General features: G+C 72.9%; 14 protein-coding genes. 10 read left to right on the top strand and 4 right to left on the bottom strand.

Annotated elements, in window-relative coordinates:
• The first annotated feature begins 45 nt into the window (after positions 1–45).
• The 6 genes from DFP74_RS08870 to DFP74_RS08845 all read left to right on the top strand — a co-directional run bounded on the left by DFP74_RS08870 (position 46) and on the right by DFP74_RS08845 (position 8,003).
• Positions 46–2,058, top strand: a complete 2,013-nt coding sequence (locus tag DFP74_RS08870) for a methylmalonyl-CoA mutase family protein (protein ID WP_121181248.1) — start codon at positions 46–48, stop codon at positions 2,056–2,058.
• Positions 2,055–4,340, top strand: a complete 2,286-nt coding sequence (gene scpA / locus DFP74_RS08865; RefSeq protein ID WP_121181247.1) for a methylmalonyl-CoA mutase — start codon at positions 2,055–2,057, stop codon at positions 4,338–4,340. Before DFP74_RS08870 ends, scpA begins: the two co-directional genes overlap by 4 nt.
• A 4-nt stretch (positions 4,341–4,344) precedes the next feature.
• Positions 4,345–5,412, top strand: a complete 1,068-nt coding sequence (gene meaB / locus DFP74_RS08860) for a methylmalonyl Co-A mutase-associated GTPase MeaB (protein WP_121181246.1) — start codon at positions 4,345–4,347, stop codon at positions 5,410–5,412.
• Positions 5,413–5,713: 301 nt separating this feature from the next.
• Positions 5,714–6,085 carry an STAS domain-containing protein gene (locus DFP74_RS08855; protein ID WP_121181245.1) on the top strand — a complete coding sequence of 124 codons (372 nt, stop codon included), beginning with the start codon at positions 5,714–5,716 and terminating at the stop codon, positions 6,083–6,085.
• Between the two features lie 141 nt (positions 6,086–6,226).
• A complete protein-coding gene (locus tag DFP74_RS08850) occupies positions 6,227–6,895 on the top strand; it encodes a bifunctional 2-polyprenyl-6-hydroxyphenol methylase/3-demethylubiquinol 3-O-methyltransferase UbiG (RefSeq protein ID WP_121181244.1) in 669 nt (222 codons plus the stop codon).
• Between the two features lie 337 nt (positions 6,896–7,232).
• A complete protein-coding gene (locus DFP74_RS08845) occupies positions 7,233–8,003 on the top strand; it encodes an alpha/beta hydrolase (protein WP_233570882.1) in 771 nt (256 codons plus the stop codon).
• A 204-nt stretch (positions 8,004–8,207) separates the two neighbouring features.
• Here DFP74_RS08845 and DFP74_RS08840 read toward each other — a convergent pair whose 3' ends face one another.
• A complete protein-coding gene (locus DFP74_RS08840; protein WP_121181242.1) occupies positions 8,208–8,966 on the bottom strand; it encodes a hypothetical protein in 759 nt (252 codons plus the stop codon).
• Between the two features lie 21 nt (positions 8,967–8,987).
• Positions 8,988–9,389 (bottom strand): hypothetical protein, encoded by a 402-nt coding sequence (locus DFP74_RS08835; RefSeq protein ID WP_121181241.1) that lies wholly within the window; start codon positions 9,387–9,389, stop codon positions 8,988–8,990.
• Positions 9,390–9,568: 179 nt separating this feature from the next.
• On the opposite strand from DFP74_RS08835, the gene DFP74_RS08830 reads away from it, so the two are divergent.
• From DFP74_RS08830 to DFP74_RS08815, 4 genes are all read left to right on the top strand, one after another.
• The gene (locus tag DFP74_RS08830) at positions 9,569–10,552 is read left to right on the top strand and encodes a LacI family DNA-binding transcriptional regulator (protein ID WP_121181240.1); all 984 of its coding nucleotides are present in this window, start codon (positions 9,569–9,571) and stop codon (positions 10,550–10,552) included.
• A gap of 132 nt (positions 10,553–10,684) precedes the next feature.
• Positions 10,685–12,661 carry a TIM-barrel domain-containing protein gene (locus DFP74_RS08825; protein ID WP_121181239.1) on the top strand — a complete coding sequence of 659 codons (1,977 nt, stop codon included), beginning with the start codon at positions 10,685–10,687 and terminating at the stop codon, positions 12,659–12,661.
• A gap of 195 nt (positions 12,662–12,856) precedes the next feature.
• Complete coding sequence (locus DFP74_RS08820) at positions 12,857–13,390, top strand: hypothetical protein (RefSeq protein WP_121181238.1); 534 nt, start codon at positions 12,857–12,859, stop codon at positions 13,388–13,390.
• Complete coding sequence (locus tag DFP74_RS08815; RefSeq protein WP_121181237.1) at positions 13,387–13,851, top strand: GNAT family N-acetyltransferase; 465 nt, start codon at positions 13,387–13,389, stop codon at positions 13,849–13,851. Before DFP74_RS08820 ends, DFP74_RS08815 begins: the two co-directional genes overlap by 4 nt.
• A 90-nt stretch (positions 13,852–13,941) precedes the next feature.
• Here DFP74_RS08815 and DFP74_RS08810 read toward each other — a convergent pair whose 3' ends face one another.
• Both DFP74_RS08810 and DFP74_RS08805 read right to left on the bottom strand, forming a co-directional pair.
• On the bottom strand, positions 13,942–14,679 hold the full coding sequence (locus tag DFP74_RS08810) for a hypothetical protein (protein ID WP_121181236.1): 738 nt from the start codon (positions 14,677–14,679) through the stop codon (positions 13,942–13,944).
• A gap of 186 nt (positions 14,680–14,865) precedes the next feature.
• Positions 14,866–15,432 carry a hemerythrin domain-containing protein gene (locus DFP74_RS08805; RefSeq protein ID WP_121181235.1) on the bottom strand — a complete coding sequence of 189 codons (567 nt, stop codon included), beginning with the start codon at positions 15,430–15,432 and terminating at the stop codon, positions 14,866–14,868.
• Positions 15,433–15,555 lie beyond the last annotated feature (123 nt).

Here is a 15,555-nt window from a genome sequence, read left to right as displayed (position 1 = left end):
CCCCGACGCCCCACAACCGAGCGGCGTTCTCTACCATCTCGAAGTATGGACGTTTCCGAGAGCGAGGTCGGCGGAGCCGCGGCCGGTCCCAACTGGGCCGAAGGATTCCCCGAGGCCTCCTACGAACAGTGGCGGGGGCTCGTGGCCGGGGTCCTGCGTAAGAGCGGGGTCGCCGAGGAACGCCTCGCGGACGCGCCCGAGTCCGTCCTGGCCACCCCCACCTACGACGGCTTCGACATCGCTCCCCTCTACACCGGGTCGACGCGGGAGAGCGATCCCGGCCTGCCCGGCCAGGCCCCCTTCGTCCGCGGCTACCGGCCCGGCGGCCACGGACACCACGGTTGGGACGTGCGCGCCCGGCACACCGACACCGACCCCGCCGTCCTGCGGCGCCGCCTGCACGACGACCTCATCAACGGCGTCTCCTCGCTCTGGATCACCGTGGGCTCCGCGCGCGCCCCCGGGGTGGCCGCGTCCGCGCTGAGCGAGGTCCTGGCCGACGTCCACCTGGACCTGGCGCCCGTGGTGGTGGACGCGGGCTCCGACTACGCCGACGCGGCCCGCGCCCTGCTCACCGCGCACCAGGACGCGGGGGTACCCGACGGGCGGATCATCTCCCACCTGGGCATCGACCCCCTGACCACCGCCGCCCGGGCCGGGGAGCGCCCCGAGGTGGCCGGCCCCGTGCGCTTCGCGGCCGAGCACGCCGCCGGCCGCCCCGGGCTGGGGCTCGTGGTCGCCGACGGCACGCTGGTCCACGACGCGGGCGGCTCCGAGGCACAGGAGATCGGCTTCGCGGTGGCCGCCGGCACCGCCTACCTGCGGGCCCTGAGCGAGGCGGGCCTGGACCTGGCCGACGCCGCCCGCCGGATCGAGTTCCGCCTGGCCGCCAACGCCGACCAGTTCGCCGTGATCGCCAAGCTGCGCGCCGTGCGGGGGATGTGGAACCAGGTGCTCCAGACCTGCGGTGTGCCGGCCCGGGACCGGGTGATGCGGGTGCACGCGGCCACGTCGCAGGCGATGATGACGCGCCGCGACGCGCACGTGAACATGCTGCGCACCACCGTGGCGTGCTTCGCCGCCGGGGTGGGCGGCGCGGACGCGGTGACCGTGGCGCCCTTCGACTCCGCGGTCGGGGTGAGCGACGACTTCGCCCGCCGGATCGCCCGCAACACCCAGTCGCTGCTGGTGGAGGAGGCGCACCTGGCGCAGGTCATCGACCCGGCCGGGGGGTCCTTCTACGCCGAGTCGCTCACCGGGGACCTGTACCGGGCGGGCTGGGCGTTCTTCCAGGAGGTGGAGGCCGCGGGCGGTGCGGCCGACGCGCTCGGCTCCGGGATGCTGGCCGACCGGGTGGACCAGGTATGGGAACGGCGCCGCCGGGACCTGGCGCACCGCCGCGCCCCGCTGACCGGGGTGAGCGAGTTCCCGCACCTGGACGAGCCGCCGCTGCCGCGCCCCGCCGCCCCCGCACTGGGCGCTCCGGGCGGTTTCCCGGTGCGGCGCTACGCCCAGGAGTTCGAGGCGCTGCGCGATCGCGCCGACGCCCAGACGGGCGACACCGGCCATCGGCCGACCGTCTTCCTGGCCACGCTGGGACCGGTGGCGGCGCACACCGCGCGGGCCTCGTTCGCCGTGAACCTGCTGGCGGCCGGCGGCATCGCCGTGCACGAGCCGGGGCCGTTGGAGGGGGCGGCCGAGGCCGCGGAGGCCTTCGCGGCGTCGGGCAGCCGTATCGCGGTGATCTGCTCCTCGGACGCGGTCTACGCCGAGGCGGCCGAGGCGGTGGCGCGTGCGCTCAAGGGCGCGGGGGCCCGCCGGGTCCTTCTGGCGGGATCGCCGCGCGACGCCTACCGGGAGGCGGGCGTGGACGCCTTCGCCCACCGGGGCTGTGACGCCGTCGCCCTGTTGACCGATCTGGCGGACGTGATGCTCACCGACCCGGCCCACCCGTCGCCCGCCATCGCCCGAGGGGGTTCCACGGGGGTCGGGCTACCACCCTCAACGGACGCCTCCGGCGCAGACTCTTCCGGATTCAGCGAAAGGGCGAGCTCATGACCCAGGACCCGCGTCCCGGCGCCGCCGCGATCCCCGACTTCTCCACCGTCGAGGCCCGCCCGCCCGAGCCCGCCACCATTCCGGAGGCCACCGGGGCCGCCGGGGCGGTGAACGACTGGCGGGCGGCCGTGGAGGCCGACACCGGCAAGGCCGTCGACGCCCTGGAGTGGGAGACCCCCGAGGGCATCGGCGTGCGGCCGCTCTACACCGCCGCCGACCGGCAGGGCCTGGACTTCGTGTCCGGGCTGCCGGGCGTGCCGCCCTACCTGCGGGGCCCGTACCCGACCATGTACGTCAACCAGCCCTGGACCATCCGCCAGTACGCGGGCTTCTCCACCGCCCAGGAGTCCAACGCCTTCTACCGGCGCAACCTCGCCGCGGGCCAGAAGGGCCTGTCGGTCGCCTTCGACCTGGCCACCCACCGCGGCTACGACTCCGACCACCCGCGGGTGGCGGGCGACGTGGGCATGGCCGGGGTCGCCATCGACTCGATCTACGACATGCGCCAGCTCTTCGACGGCATCCCGCTGGACCGGATGAGCGTGTCCATGACGATGAACGGCGCGGTGCTGCCCGTCCTGGCGCTGTACATCGTGGCCGCCGAGGAACAGGGTGTGCCGCCGGAGAAGCTGTCGGGGACCATCCAGAACGACATCCTCAAGGAGTTCATGGTCCGCAACACCTACATCTACCCGCCGGGGCCCTCGATGCGGATCATCTCCGACATCTTCGCCTACACCTCCCAGCGCATGCCGCGGTTCAACTCCATCTCGATCTCCGGCTACCACATGCAGGAGGCCGGGGCCACGGCCGATCTGGAGCTGGCCTACACCCTGGCCGACGGGGTCGAGTACATCCGCGCTGGTCAGAGGTCCGGGCTGGAGGTGGACGCCTTCGCGCCGCGCCTGTCGTTCTTCTGGGCGATCGGCATGAACTTCTTCATGGAGGTCGCCAAGCTGCGCGCGGCCCGGCTGCTGTGGGCGCGGCTGGTCAAGGACCTGGGGGCGGAGCGGGACAAGTCGCTGAGCCTGCGCACGCACTCGCAGACCTCGGGGTGGTCGCTGACCGCCCAGGACGTGTTCAACAACGTGGCCCGCACGTGCGTGGAGGCCATGGCCGCGACCCAGGGCCACACCCAGTCGCTGCACACCAACGCCCTGGACGAGGCGCTGGCGCTGCCCACCGACTTCTCCGCCCGCATCGCCCGCAACACCCAGCTGCTGTTGCAGCAGGAGTCGGGGACCACCCGGGTGGTGGACCCCTGGGGCGGCAGCTACTACGTGGAGCGCCTGACCCAGGAGCTCGCCGCCCAGGCGTGGGGGCACATCCAGGAGGTGGAGAAGGCGGGCGGGATGGCCGCGGCGATCGACGCGGGCCTGCCCAAGATGCGCATCGAGGAGGCGGCGGCGCGCACCCAGGCGCGCATCGACTCGGGGCGCCAGCCGGTGATCGGCGTGAACAAGTACCGTCCCGACACCCGCGACGAGATCGACGTGCTCAAGGTCGACAACTCCAAGGTGCGCGCCGAGCAGCTGGAGAAGCTGGCGCGGCTGCGCGCCGAACGCGACGAGGAGCGGGTGCGCTCGGCGCTGGAGGCGCTGACGCGGGCCGCGGCGGGCGAGTCGAGTGCGGACGCGGCGCTGACCAACAACCTGTTGGCGGCGGCGGTGGAGGCGGCACGGGCCAAGGCGACGGTGGGGGAGATCTCCGACGCGATGGAGAAGGTCTTCGACCGGCACGCCGGGCAGGTCCGTACGATTCAGGGCGTGTACAAGGACGAGGTGGCGGGCAACGCGGACGCGGCGGATCTGATGGAGCGGGTGATCGCCCGCGTCGACGACTTCGCCGAGGCGGAGGGGCGCCGGCCCCGCATCCTGGTCGCGAAGATGGGCCAGGACGGGCACGACCGGGGCCAGAAGGTCATCGCGACGGCGTTCGCCGACCTGGGGTTCGACGTGGACGTGGGTCCGCTGTTCCAGACCCCGGGCGAGGTCGCCGCGCAGGCGGTGGAGTCCGATGTGCACGTGGTCGGGGTGTCCTCGCTCGCGGCGGGGCACCTGACCCTGGTGCCGGCGCTGCGCGAGGAGCTGGCCCGGTTGGGCCGCGACGACATCATGATCGTGGTGGGCGGGGTCATTCCCCCGGCGGACTTCGAGGCCCTGCGGCAGGCGGGCGCGTCGGCGATCTTCCCGCCCGGGACGGTGATCGCCGAGGCCGCGATCGGCCTGCTCGACCAGCTGGAGGAGCGCTTGGCCGGCGACCGGCCGCAGGAGGGGGAGTGAGCGCGTGACCTCGGGACGCCGACGCGGGCGGCCGGTGGACGTGGACGCCCTGGCCGAGGGCGTCCTGGCCGGCCACCGCCCCACCCTGGCCCGGGCGATCACCCTGGTGGAGTCCCGCCGGGCCGACCACGCGCGGGCCGCCCAGGAGCTGCTCGTACGACTGCTGCCGCACACCGGGAACGCGCGGCGGATCGGGATCACGGGCGTGCCCGGCGTGGGCAAGTCCACGTTCGTCGACACCCTGGGCACCCGGCTGACCGAGGCCGGGCACCGGGTGGCCGTTCTGGCGGTGGATCCGTCCTCGACCCGTACCGGCGGGAGCATCCTGGGGGACAAGACCCGGATGGCGTGCCTGGCGGTGGACCCGAACGCGTTCATCCGGCCCTCGCCCACGGCGGGCACGCTGGGCGGGGTCGCCCGCGCCACCCGGGAGACCATGCTGCTGATGGAGGCGGCCGGTTTCGACGTGGTGCTCGTGGAGACCGTGGGGGTGGGCCAGTCCGAGGTGACGGTCGCCGCGATGGTCGACTGCTTCCTGTTCCTGACCCTGGCGCGGACCGGGGACCAGCTCCAGGGGATCAAGAAGGGCGTGCTGGAGCTGGTGGACGTGGTGGCGGTCAACAAGGCCGACGGTCCGCACGCCGACGACGCGCGCAAGGCCGCCCGTGAGCTGTCCCGGGCGCTGCGGCTGCTCCAGCCGGTGCACCCGGGGTGGCGTCCGCCCGTGCTGACGTGCAGCGGTCTGACCGGGGACGGCCTGGACGAGGTCTGGGGCGCCGTCACCGAGCACCGCAAGGTCCTGGAGGACGAGGGCGGCCTGGCCGAGCGGCGCGCGCGCCAGCGGGTCAGCTGGATGTGGGACCAGGTGCGCGACCGGCTGATGGACTCCTTCCTGCGCGACCCGCGCGTGAGCGGCCTCACTCCGGGCATGGAGGAGGAGGTGCGCTCGGGCAGGACGACGGCGACCCTGGCGGCGGGCCGGCTCCTCGACGCCTTCACCCGTGGTGACGACGCGGGCGAGGAGGGGGCGGCCGGTGACCGCACCGGTGGTGATGGTCACGAGGACCGTTGAGAGGGCGTCTGGGGCGGGCGTGATGTCGTGAAATGACCCACGGTCAAGGGTGGATAACGGGCTTCCCGGAGGGGGTTCGTGCCTGCGAGGCGAAATTTTCTTTCGTGATGCCATTTCCTCGCGGGCAGTTCGCTTATACCGTGTGTGTCCAACGACTGACCTGACCCTCGAACGCGAGCCTTCTCCTCAAGGTCCGGCACTGTGGGAGTGCTGCCGGACCGGTGGCCGCGGTTCGTCGGTCTGCGTATGGTGAACCGAAGGGACCCCTCACCATCACAACGTGGGGCCGGGAGGAGTGAACGTGCACAGGCTTGGGCTGAGCACGCGGGTCGAGAGCCACAGCGTGATCGTCGCGATCGCGGGAGAACTCGACATCGCGACCGCCGCCGACCTCCAGGAACACATCCAGTCCGCGATCGAGGACCACGGACCGTGGCTGATCCTGGACCTGTCCGAACTGGACTTCATGGATTCGAGCGGTCTGAACGTCGTCATCAACGCCTACCGCACCGTGCGTGAGCTGCACGGTTCCCTGGCGTTGGCCGCGCTGAACGAACGCGTCACCAAGGTCGTCCGCCTGGTCGGCCTGCACCGTCAGGTTCCGGTCCATCAGACCGTGGCCACCGCCGTCGCGGCGATGGACGCGCTGGAGGCCAAGCGCCAGGCGGGCTAGTGCGGGCGCCGTGAGCACGGGTCGAAGGAAGCCCCGGGGCCCGGTGCACTCCCTCGTTCCTGGGGAGCGCATCTGCCGGGCCCCCGGGAACCCGTCGGCGCTCTCGTTGTCCCTGCCCTGGACCTGCGGCACTCTGGTCGCATGAATCGGTTCCTTCCCCGGAGTCCCCTCGACGTTTCCTGGGACCACAACAGCCACTACCACGCCCACCTCCTCCGCCAGATCCCCGCACACTCCGCTCGGTCCGCTCTCGACGTCGGGTGTGGTGACGGGCGGTTCGCCCGGGTCCTGGCGGAGCGTGGGCTGGTGGTGGACGCCGTCGACGCGTCGGCCGACATGATCGCGCTCGCGCGTGCCCGCACGCCGGGGCGCCTTCCGGTGCGCTACCAGGAGGCGTCCCTGGCCGAGGCCGAGCTGGACCCGGCGGGCTACGGGTTCGTCAGCGCGATCGCGAGCCTGCACCACATGCCGTTCGCCCCTGCCCTGGAACGCCTGGCCGGTGCCCTGGCTCCCGGCGGCACGCTGGCCGTGCTCGGCCTGTACCGGGAGAAGGACTGGGCCGACCTCGCCACGAGTCTGGCCGCGCTGGGCCCGCAGTGGGCGATCGGCCTCGGGCTGCGCGCGGGCCGCTTGCTGACGGGTACGCCCGACGTGGGTACGGGCGCGGCGAGCGCGCACCCGATGCCGATGCGCGACCCCGAGCTGGGGCTGCGCGAGATCCGCCAGACCGCCGCCGACGTCCTTCCCGGCTCCCGCGTGCGCCGGCTGCTGATGTGGCGCTACTCGCTGGTGTACACCCGTCCCGCCTGACGCCCGCCTGCCGTCCCGACCGAGGCCCTGCCTGGCGTCCCGACAGAGGTCCCGCCTGAAGTTCGGCCTGACTCCCGCCTGAAGTTCGGCCTCACGTCCCGCCTGGTCGTGGCCGTTGTGCGCCCGGTTTTTGCCGTTCCGCGTCCTCGGCCCTCCTCATCGCCCGCGGGGCACGCCGCCCTCGGGCCCGGGAGGCAGAGAACCTGGCGGGGTGCGCCGACAGAAAGGTCCCACGAGAAAGTATCTTGGTATCCGTGCTGAATTCACGAGGTACCTCAGGGGCCCCGCTCCGGGTCCCCGCCGATCCACGCACCGCCGCCGGAACGGAGGCGTGCCGGTGAGCCGCGGCCCCGGACGCCGCCGAGTGGTCGTCGCGATCGTCGCGGTCGGCGTCGCCCTCCTCGTGCTCGCCGCCGTCGGCGCCGGTGTCTGGGTGCTGACCCCCTACCGGGCCGAGGCCGAACCCCTGGCCCAGGCCGATGCGCTGCCGGGCGTGCGGGTCGCGATCGGCGACGACGCCGTCGTCCTGGAACCCGAGGGCGCCGCCTCCGGCACCGGGGTGGTGTTCTATCCCGGCGCCCGTGTGGAGGCCGAGGCCTACGCGGCCTCCTGGTCGCCCGTCGTCGAGGCCGCGGGCACCACCGTCGTGATCCCCCGGATGCCGCTCCACCTGGCGGTCCTGGACCCGGACCGCGCCGACACCGCCGTGGCCGACCACGGTGAGGGCGTGGAACGGTGGTACCTGGGCGGTCACTCGCTGGGCGGGGCGATGGCGGCCTCCCACGCCGGAGGCGATCCGGAGTTCCCCCTGGCCGGGGTGGTGCTGTGGGGCGCCTACGCCACCGAGGGCGCCGAGCTGTCCGGCCGAAGCGATCTGCGGGTGCTCTCCGTCACCGGAAGCGAGGACGGGCTGTCCGATCCGGCCACGATCGACGCCAACCGGGGCCACCTGCCGCAGGACGCCGCCACGGTGGAGATCGACGGGATGAACCACGCCCAGTTCGGGTCCTACGGCGAACAGTCCGGAGACGGGACGGCCCGGATCGACGACTCCGCCGCCAGGCACGCCCTCGCCGAGACCGTGACGGACTTCCTGGAGCGGGGCTAGGCGTACTGACTCTGGAGGCCGGTCACATCCACCCCGCCTGACACCAGCGAAGTCGGCGTTCTGCACCGGTGTGGATGGCGACATCGACCCCGACCATCAGAAGACCCTCGATGCCCCACGCTCCCCACGCCAACGCTCGCCTTGCCCCCACCGGACGCCCCGGAACCGTGGGGTTCAGGGACGGACCGCGCCGTCGGCGGGCGGTCAGCCCATCGGCGGCTGCGGACCCGAAGGGCCGTCCTCGGGCGGCTGGCGACGGTGGCCCCCCGGGCGCGGCTGCTGGGGGTTCTGTGGGGGCTGCTGCCCCTGGGGATGGGGCTGCTGCGGCCGCTCGGGACCGCCCTGCGGGCGCTGCGGCTGCTGATAGGGGTTCTGGGGCCCGGTGGGGTTGCCCTGGTGCTGTGAGGGTCCCCCGGATCGCTGGTTCTGCTGCGGCCCGGTGGGGTTCCCCTGGTGCTGCTGGTACTGCTGGGGACCGTTGGGGTTCTGCCGCTGGGGCTGCTGCTGGTGCGGTGCGCCCTGCTGTGCGGCGTACGCCTGGCCCGGTGCCTGCCCCGGTGCCTGACCCGGCTGGGGTCCGTACCCCTGCGGGCCGCCGTAGGCCGGTACGGGTGCGCCCTGGGCGGTGGCCTGCTTGCCGCGCGCGCTCAGCACCGCGGCCAACAGCAGCACGATCGCGATCGCCAATAGGACGCGGTAGCCGATCTGGTACGTGGAGGCCACCCATGGGGGCAGGGGCGGCGGGCCCAGCGCGACTCCCGAGTCCAGGAGGCCGGGGTAGGCGAACAGGTGGTACCAGATGTTCCACACGGCGACGATCAGCCCGTTGACCACCAGGACGGCGCCGCCGGCGAAGGCGAGGCCCTTGCCGCTGGGCGCCTTGGACGCCCGGACCAGGGCGATGGCGCCCGCCGCGATGTACAGCCCCGACATGAGCAGGATGTTGAGGACGAGATAGATCATGGATCGCTCCGAGGTCGGTGGTCAGCCCTGGGCGGGGCCGTGCTGGTAGGGCGTTCCGGGAGCGTGCGGCCCGTACGGCTGGTGGGGCGTGAAGTGGGGAGCGGGCCGGCTGGGACGCCGGGTGGCGGCGAGGGCCAGGAGGATGAGGCCGGTGCCCAGTCCGGCGGTGAACACGTAGTCGACGGTGTTGAGGACGAGCCAGGCGGTTCGCCCGCCGAAGAGGGGGGCGAGGGCCTCGTTGAAGGCACCGCTCCAGAGCGCCAGCGCGAGGAACACGGCCGCTCCGGCGAGGACGAGGGCGGAACCGGTTCCGGCCAGGCCCTTGCGGCCGACCGGAGCGGCGAACGAGCAGGCCACGCCGCCGACACCCACGAGGCAGAGGAGGGCGGCTCCGATGATGAACGGTGTGTTGCTGATGAACACAGGACTCCTGAGGGTGGGCGGGGCGGTCACGGGGATGCGCGTCAGACCCTAGCGTCCCCTCCTGACCAGGTCGATGCCCTGACCACTGGCGGCCACTGGACGGACAAGGGGCGTTGCGCCAGCCTGGTGTCGTGCGTAACATCGCATCGAATCGATTCGATCACGGAGGGGATGGCACGGTGCGGATCTCCGACGTGGCCAAGCACGCGGGCGTGTCTCCGAGCACGGTGTCCTATGTCCTCAGCGGCAAGAGATCGATCTCCGAGACCACCAGGCGCCGCGTCCGCGAGAGCATCGACGCCCTCGGCTACCAGCCGCACGCGGGCGCGCGCTCCCTCGCCAGCCGTCGCAGCAACGTCATCGCCCTCGTCATCCCCCTGCGCGAGGACGTCCACGTCCCGGTCGCCATGCGCTTCGCCGTCTCGGTGACCACCTCCGCCCGCACCCACGACCACGACGTGCTGCTCCTGACCCAGGGCGAGGGCCCCGACGGGCTGCGCCGGGTCGCGGGCGGCGCCATGGTCGACGGCGTCATCGTCATGGACGTGGAGGCCGACGACGCGCGTGTGCCGGTGCTGCGCGCGCTGGACCTGCCCTCCGTGCTCATCGGCGTCCCGGAGGACGTCGAGGGCCTGACCTGTGTGGACCTGGACTTCGCCGCCGCCGGCGCGGCCTGCGTGCACCACCTGGCCGACCTCGGCCACACCGACATCGCCTTCGTGGGCCAGCCCCCCTCGGTCTACGAGCGGCGCACGGGGTTCGCCGAGCGCACCGTCGCCGGTTTCGAGGCCGCCGCCCGTGAACGCGGCGTGCGCGCCACCCTGCACCCCTGCTCTCCCGACAGCGCGCGGACGGTCGCCGCCGGACTCGTCCGCGACCGTCCCGACCTGACCGGCCTCATCGTCCACAACGAGCCCTCGGTCGCGCCGCTGCTGGACGCCTTCCAGGAGCTGGGCCGCACGCCCCCGGGCCTGTCCGTGGCCGTCATCGGACCGCCCGCCCCGCTCGTCCCGTCGCTCACCTCGGTCGATCTGCCCGCCGAGGCGGTCGGCTCCCGTGCCGTGCAGCTGCTCATGGACAAGATCGACGGGGTCGGCGGCGCCGGCGTGACCCTCCTGGAGCCGCGCCTGACCCCCGGTGCGAGCACCGCCCCGCGTACCTGACCCCCGTCCGCCCCACACGATCCGCCCCATCCGACGCCCCGTTATCGAAGCGCTTCGACAGCACTGTCCCCCACCTGCGACGACACACCTACAAGCTTTGACGACACCACCCCCCAACCGGAAGGACGACGCGTGTTCAACGAGATCGAGGACGGCATCGAGTGGCGCGGCAGCCACCAGGTCGTGCGAGCCCAGGCCTGGGGCCCGGACGGCATCCGCGTCCGCGCCGGACTGTCGGTGCTGCGCGAGGACCTGCCCGGTGCCCTGGTCGAGCCACGGGTGCCGGCCACCGCGACGATCACCCTGGAGGAGGAGCGGGCCGTCCTCTCCAACGGCGCACTGACCCTGGAGATCGACGCCGCCGGGATGCTCCGCTTCCTGGACGCCGCCGGCGAGGAACTGCTCGCCGAGGAGCGCGCCCACTTCTGGTGGCCCGGTCCCCGCGCCTACAGCTCCACCGGCCACGGCTACTACCGCATCGAGCAGCGCTTTCGCGCCTACGACGGGGAGAAGGTGTTCGGGCTCGGGCAGCACACGCACGGCCTGTTCGACCAGAAGGGCGCCGTGATCGACCTCGTGCAGCGCAACGCCGAGGTCACCATCCCCTTCATGGTCTCCTCGCGCGGCTACGGGCTGCTGTGGAACAGCCCCGCCACCGGCAGGGTGGAGCTGGCCGACAACGGGACCCGGTGGGTCAGTGACAGCGCCCGCCAGATCGACTACTGGGTCACGGCGGGCGAGGGCCCCGCCGAGATCATGTCCCACTACGCGGACGCCACGGGCCACGCCCCCGAGCTGCCCGAGTTCGCCTCCGGTTTCTGGCAGTGCAAGCTGCGCTACAAGACCCAGGACGAGCTGATGGAGGTCGCTCGCGAGTACAAGCGCCGCGGGCTGCCGCTCTCGGTCATCGTCAGCGACTTCTTCCACTGGACCAACCTGGGGGACTGGAAGTTCGACCCCGCCGAGTGGCCCGATCCCAAGGCGATGGTGGAGGAGCTGCGCGAGATGGGCGTGGAGCTCATGGTGTCCGTGTGGCCCTCGGTGAGCCCGCTCAGCGAGAACTACACGGAGATGCTGGCACGCGGCTACCTCGTGGCCACCGAACAGGGGCCGCCCGTCCACGCCGACTGGGCGGAGAAGGGGGTCGACGGCCACGTGCAGGTGTCCTTCTACGACTCCACCAACCCCGACGCCCGCGCCTACGTGTGGGACAAGGTGCGACGCAACTACCTCGACCTGGGGATCCGGGTGTGGTGGCTGGACGCGTGCGAGCCGGAGATCAGGCCCGGCCACCCGGAGAACCTGCGCTACCACACCGGTCCGGGGACCGAGGTGGGCAACATCTACCCGGCCGAGCACGCGCGCGGCTTCCACGAGGGCATGCTCGCGGCGGGGGAGTCCGACGTCATCACCCTGTGCCGGTCGGCCTGGGCGGGCAGCCAGCGGCACGGCGCGGCCCTGTGGTCGGGGGACATCCCCGCCACCTTCGACTCCCTGCGCACGCAGATCCGCGCCGGGCTGAACGTCGCCATGTCCGGCATCCCGTGGTGGACCACCGACATCGGCGGCTTCCACGGGGGCGACCAGGAGTCCCCGGAGTACCGGGAGCTGCTCGTGCGCTGGTTCCAGTACGGGGTGTTCTGCCCGCTCTTCCGGCTGCACGGGTTCCGGGAGCCGTTCGTCGACGCCCTGCACCCGGACATGTCGGGCGGGCCCAACGAGGTGTGGTCCTACGGCGAGGAGGTCTACCCGCTGCTGCGGGACATGCTCTTCCTCCGCGAGCGCCTGCGCCCCTACGTCATGGAGCAGATGCGCGTCGCCCACGAGCGCGGTCTGCCGCCGATGCGGCCGTTGTTCGTGGACTACCCCGGCGACCCGCGCGCCTGGGAGGCGGAGGACGCGTTCCTCTTCGGCCCGGACGTGCTCGTGGCCCCGGTGACCGAGCTCGGGGCGCGCTCCCGCCGGGTGTACCTGCCCGAGGGCTCCACCTGGGTCGACCCGTGGACCGGCACGGTCCACGCGGGCGGCACGGAGATCATGCTCGACGCGCCCCTGGACCGGGTCCCGGTCCTGGTGCGCGGCGGCGCCGACGTGCCGATCGCCGGCTGACCACACGCCTCGCGAACGCCCGGCGGGCCGTGTTCCTCCCTCGGCCCGCCGGGCCCCGGGTCACCGTACGCGGGGCCGATTCCGAGCCCTGGCCCAGCCGCCGCGCAGCCTGGTGAGCGCCGAGTTCGAGGCCGAGGCGGGGCGCGCCCGGCCGCCTGCGCTCCTCCCACGGGCGGCGCGGTGCATCATGGCCGGATGAGCGAACTCGGAGAAGCGGAAGCGGAAGAGATGCCCGAGGCCGTCGACACGCACGCGCTGCTGGGACTCGCCGATCGGCACCACGCGCGCATAGCGCGGCCCTGGGGGGCCAGACACGTCGGCGGCCACCTGGTGAAGGGCTACGCGCTGGAGGCACAGTGCCGCGCCGTCACCGTCCAGGACGAGGCCGCGGCCCTGGCGATCGCGGAGGGCCACCTGTCCCTGGGCCGTGCCCGCGGCTCACTGGGGCTCGCGGTCCTCATCGCCCACGCGGGCGGAGACGGCGACTACGTCCTCGTCCACACCTGGATCGAGGACCACATGTCCGACCTGGCGATCTTCGCCGGCCCGGCCGGGCGGCCCGGCGAACTGCGCCCGGGACGCGCCGGCCTGGCCCCCTGCGTGTGGGAGGCGGCGATCCTGGCCCACGAACGCGACGCGTTCGCGCGGCACGTCCTGGACGGTGAGGGCAAGATCGAGGCCCGCCTCGCCGCGTGGCAGGCGGACACGCTGGAGGGCGGGGTGCGATGAGCGCCGCTCCGCGCGTGCGGGCCGCGCGGCCTGCGGACCTGCCCGTGGTCGCCGAGCTCGCCGCCGAGCACGCCGTCTACGAGCGGGCGCCGGCGCCCGCGCCCGACCTCGCGCGACGCCTGGCGGCCCTGCTGTTCGAGACGCCCGAACCACGGCTCGCGTGCCTGGTCGCGGAGTCCGCCGAGGGCGAGGTCGTCGGCTACGCGACGTGCTCCCCGGAGCTGTCCACCTGGCAGGGCCGGGAGTACCTGAACATGGACTGCCTGTTCCTGCGGGACGGCACCCGCGGTCAGGGGCTCGGCGCCCTGCTGGTGGACGCGGTGGCGGCCGAGGCGCGCCGCCGCGGCCTCGCCGAGGTGCAGTGGCAGACCCCGGTGTGGAACGAGGGCGCGGCGCGCTTCTACGACCGCCTCGGCGCCCGCGCCAAGGAGAAGCTCCGCTACTCCCTGCCCGTGCGCTGACGCGCTGACGCGGAACGGCAGAGCGCCGGGGACCGCCTCGCCGCATGGGCGGTCGACGGTCGACACCCCGGAGGGGCGTTACGGCCCGGTTCAGCCCCGGCCGATGACACGACGAGCGCTCCGGTTCAGCTCGTCCGCGCGTCGGCGCACCGCGGCCGTCGCGCGGGAGGCCCTGCCCCCACGTGCGGGCGAACCGGTCCTGGCCGCCGCCACGGCGGCGTCCAGGCCCTTCGGACGGGCCCTGGTCTCCTCGGGGGCCTGGGCCCCCTCCGGCCAGTACCTGAACTCGCGGGGGACGTCGGCGGGAAGTCCGATGTTCGCGGCCTCGCGGACCCTGTCCAACGGGAAGCCGCTCAGGATGTCGGTGATCTCCTTCCCGCTCAGACGGGAGCGCTGCCCCAACTGCTCGGCCAGGGCCGTCGAGGCCGCCCAGACGAGCTCGTTGCGCATGATCCTCTCGCTGTCGGCGACGGCGCGGCCGACGTCGAGCGCCCCGTCGGGGATCCCCTGGTCCCTCTTCCACCGCTCCAAGCTCTTGCTCTTGATCCGTCGCGTGACGGAGCGGAAGGTACGCGCCCACAAGGACGACCGTCCCGAGCTCTCGCCGTAGCGGGCCATGGCGGGGAAGTCGGACGCGATCATGGTCGCCATGTACTGGTAAGGCCCGTGCAACTCCTTCGGCGTCTCCATCGCCGCACCGGCCGCTCTGCCGTCGGACACGACGACTCGGAGGTGATCGATCCCGAACCCGAACATGTGGGCGAGCGTGGCCTGGGCCGCGACGCCGATCTGGCCGAACTCATGTCTGACTGGACGGGATGCGGGCACGCGGCTCTCCTCGGAGCAGGGGGCGACAACGTGCACAGTATGACCGAGCAGTCCCCCGAATCCAGTGTCCGCACGGAATGGGACGTCGACGTGCGTCCCACCGGCTCCGCGGCCGACGCCGGCCAACGCGGCCCCGGACCGGGTGGTGACGGTGCGGGGCCGCGCGTGCCGGCGGGCGTGCCCGGGTCAGTGCTGCTTGGCCTCCTGGACGGCCTCGGCGAGCTCCTCCTTGGTCATCTTCGAACGGTTCGGCACGTTGAGGTGCCGGGCCTGCTCGTAGAGGCGCTGCTTGGGGATGCTCGACGACGCGGGATCGAACTTCTCCAGCTCCTCCGCGCGCCGTCGGCTGAAGGCGTCTCCCAGCTCGGTGACGCGCTTGGCGCCGACCGCCCGCTTGAGCGCCGGGAGGATCTCGCTCTCCTCCTCCTCGACGTGGTGCTTGACCGCGTCGACGAACTCCCGCAGGCGCTCGTCGAAGGTGTCGCTGTCCGGCTCGCACTCACGCAGCCGGCCCAGGAGCTTCTCGGCCTCCTGGTGCTCCTCCGCGCTGTGCCGGACCTGGGGCACCTCGCCGGTCGTGCGGACGACGACGGGGTAGACCTCGTCCTCCTCGGCCCGGCTGTGCGCGATGAACATGGCCTCGACCTCGTCGAGCAGCGCCGGCCGCTGGTCCCGCTCGTTCTCCAGCCGGTCGAACAGTTTCTCCATCTCGCGGTGGTCGCGGGTGATCAGGGTGATCGCGTCCTTGGCCATGGTCTCCTCCGGATCTCACAAGGGCTGAGCACACCGCCTCTACCCAGGGCCCGGACCGGCCAGACGTCGGTTTCCCCAACCTTGACCGTCCTCGTCGGACGCGGTCGGGCGGCCCCGGGCGGG

The organism is Nocardiopsis sp. Huas11, from assembly GCF_003634495.1.
Taxonomy (GTDB): Bacteria; Actinomycetota; Actinomycetes; order Streptosporangiales; family Streptosporangiaceae; genus Nocardiopsis.
Note: the sequence above shows the minus strand (reverse complement) of the source record. Positions and strands in the feature narration are given on the sequence as shown.

What these genes read in the sequence shown, in the direction of transcription:
- DFP74_RS08870 (WP_121181248.1), top strand. Translation starts at nt 46, where the DNA reads ATGGACGTTTCCGAGAGCGAGGTCGGCGGAGCCGCGGCCGGTCCCAAC.
- scpA (WP_121181247.1), top strand. Translation starts at nt 2,055, where the DNA reads ATGACCCAGGACCCGCGTCCCGGCGCCGCCGCGATCCCCGACTTCTCC.
- DFP74_RS08850 (WP_121181244.1), top strand. Translation starts at nt 6,227, where the DNA reads ATGAATCGGTTCCTTCCCCGGAGTCCCCTCGACGTTTCCTGGGACCAC.
- DFP74_RS08840 (WP_121181242.1), bottom strand. Translation starts at nt 8,966, where the DNA reads ATGATCTATCTCGTCCTCAACATCCTGCTCATGTCGGGGCTGTACATC.
- DFP74_RS08820 (WP_121181238.1), top strand. Translation starts at nt 12,857, where the DNA reads ATGAGCGAACTCGGAGAAGCGGAAGCGGAAGAGATGCCCGAGGCCGTC.
- DFP74_RS08815 (WP_121181237.1), top strand. Translation starts at nt 13,387, where the DNA reads ATGAGCGCCGCTCCGCGCGTGCGGGCCGCGCGGCCTGCGGACCTGCCC.
- DFP74_RS08805 (WP_121181235.1), bottom strand. Translation starts at nt 15,432, where the DNA reads ATGGCCAAGGACGCGATCACCCTGATCACCCGCGACCACCGCGAGATG.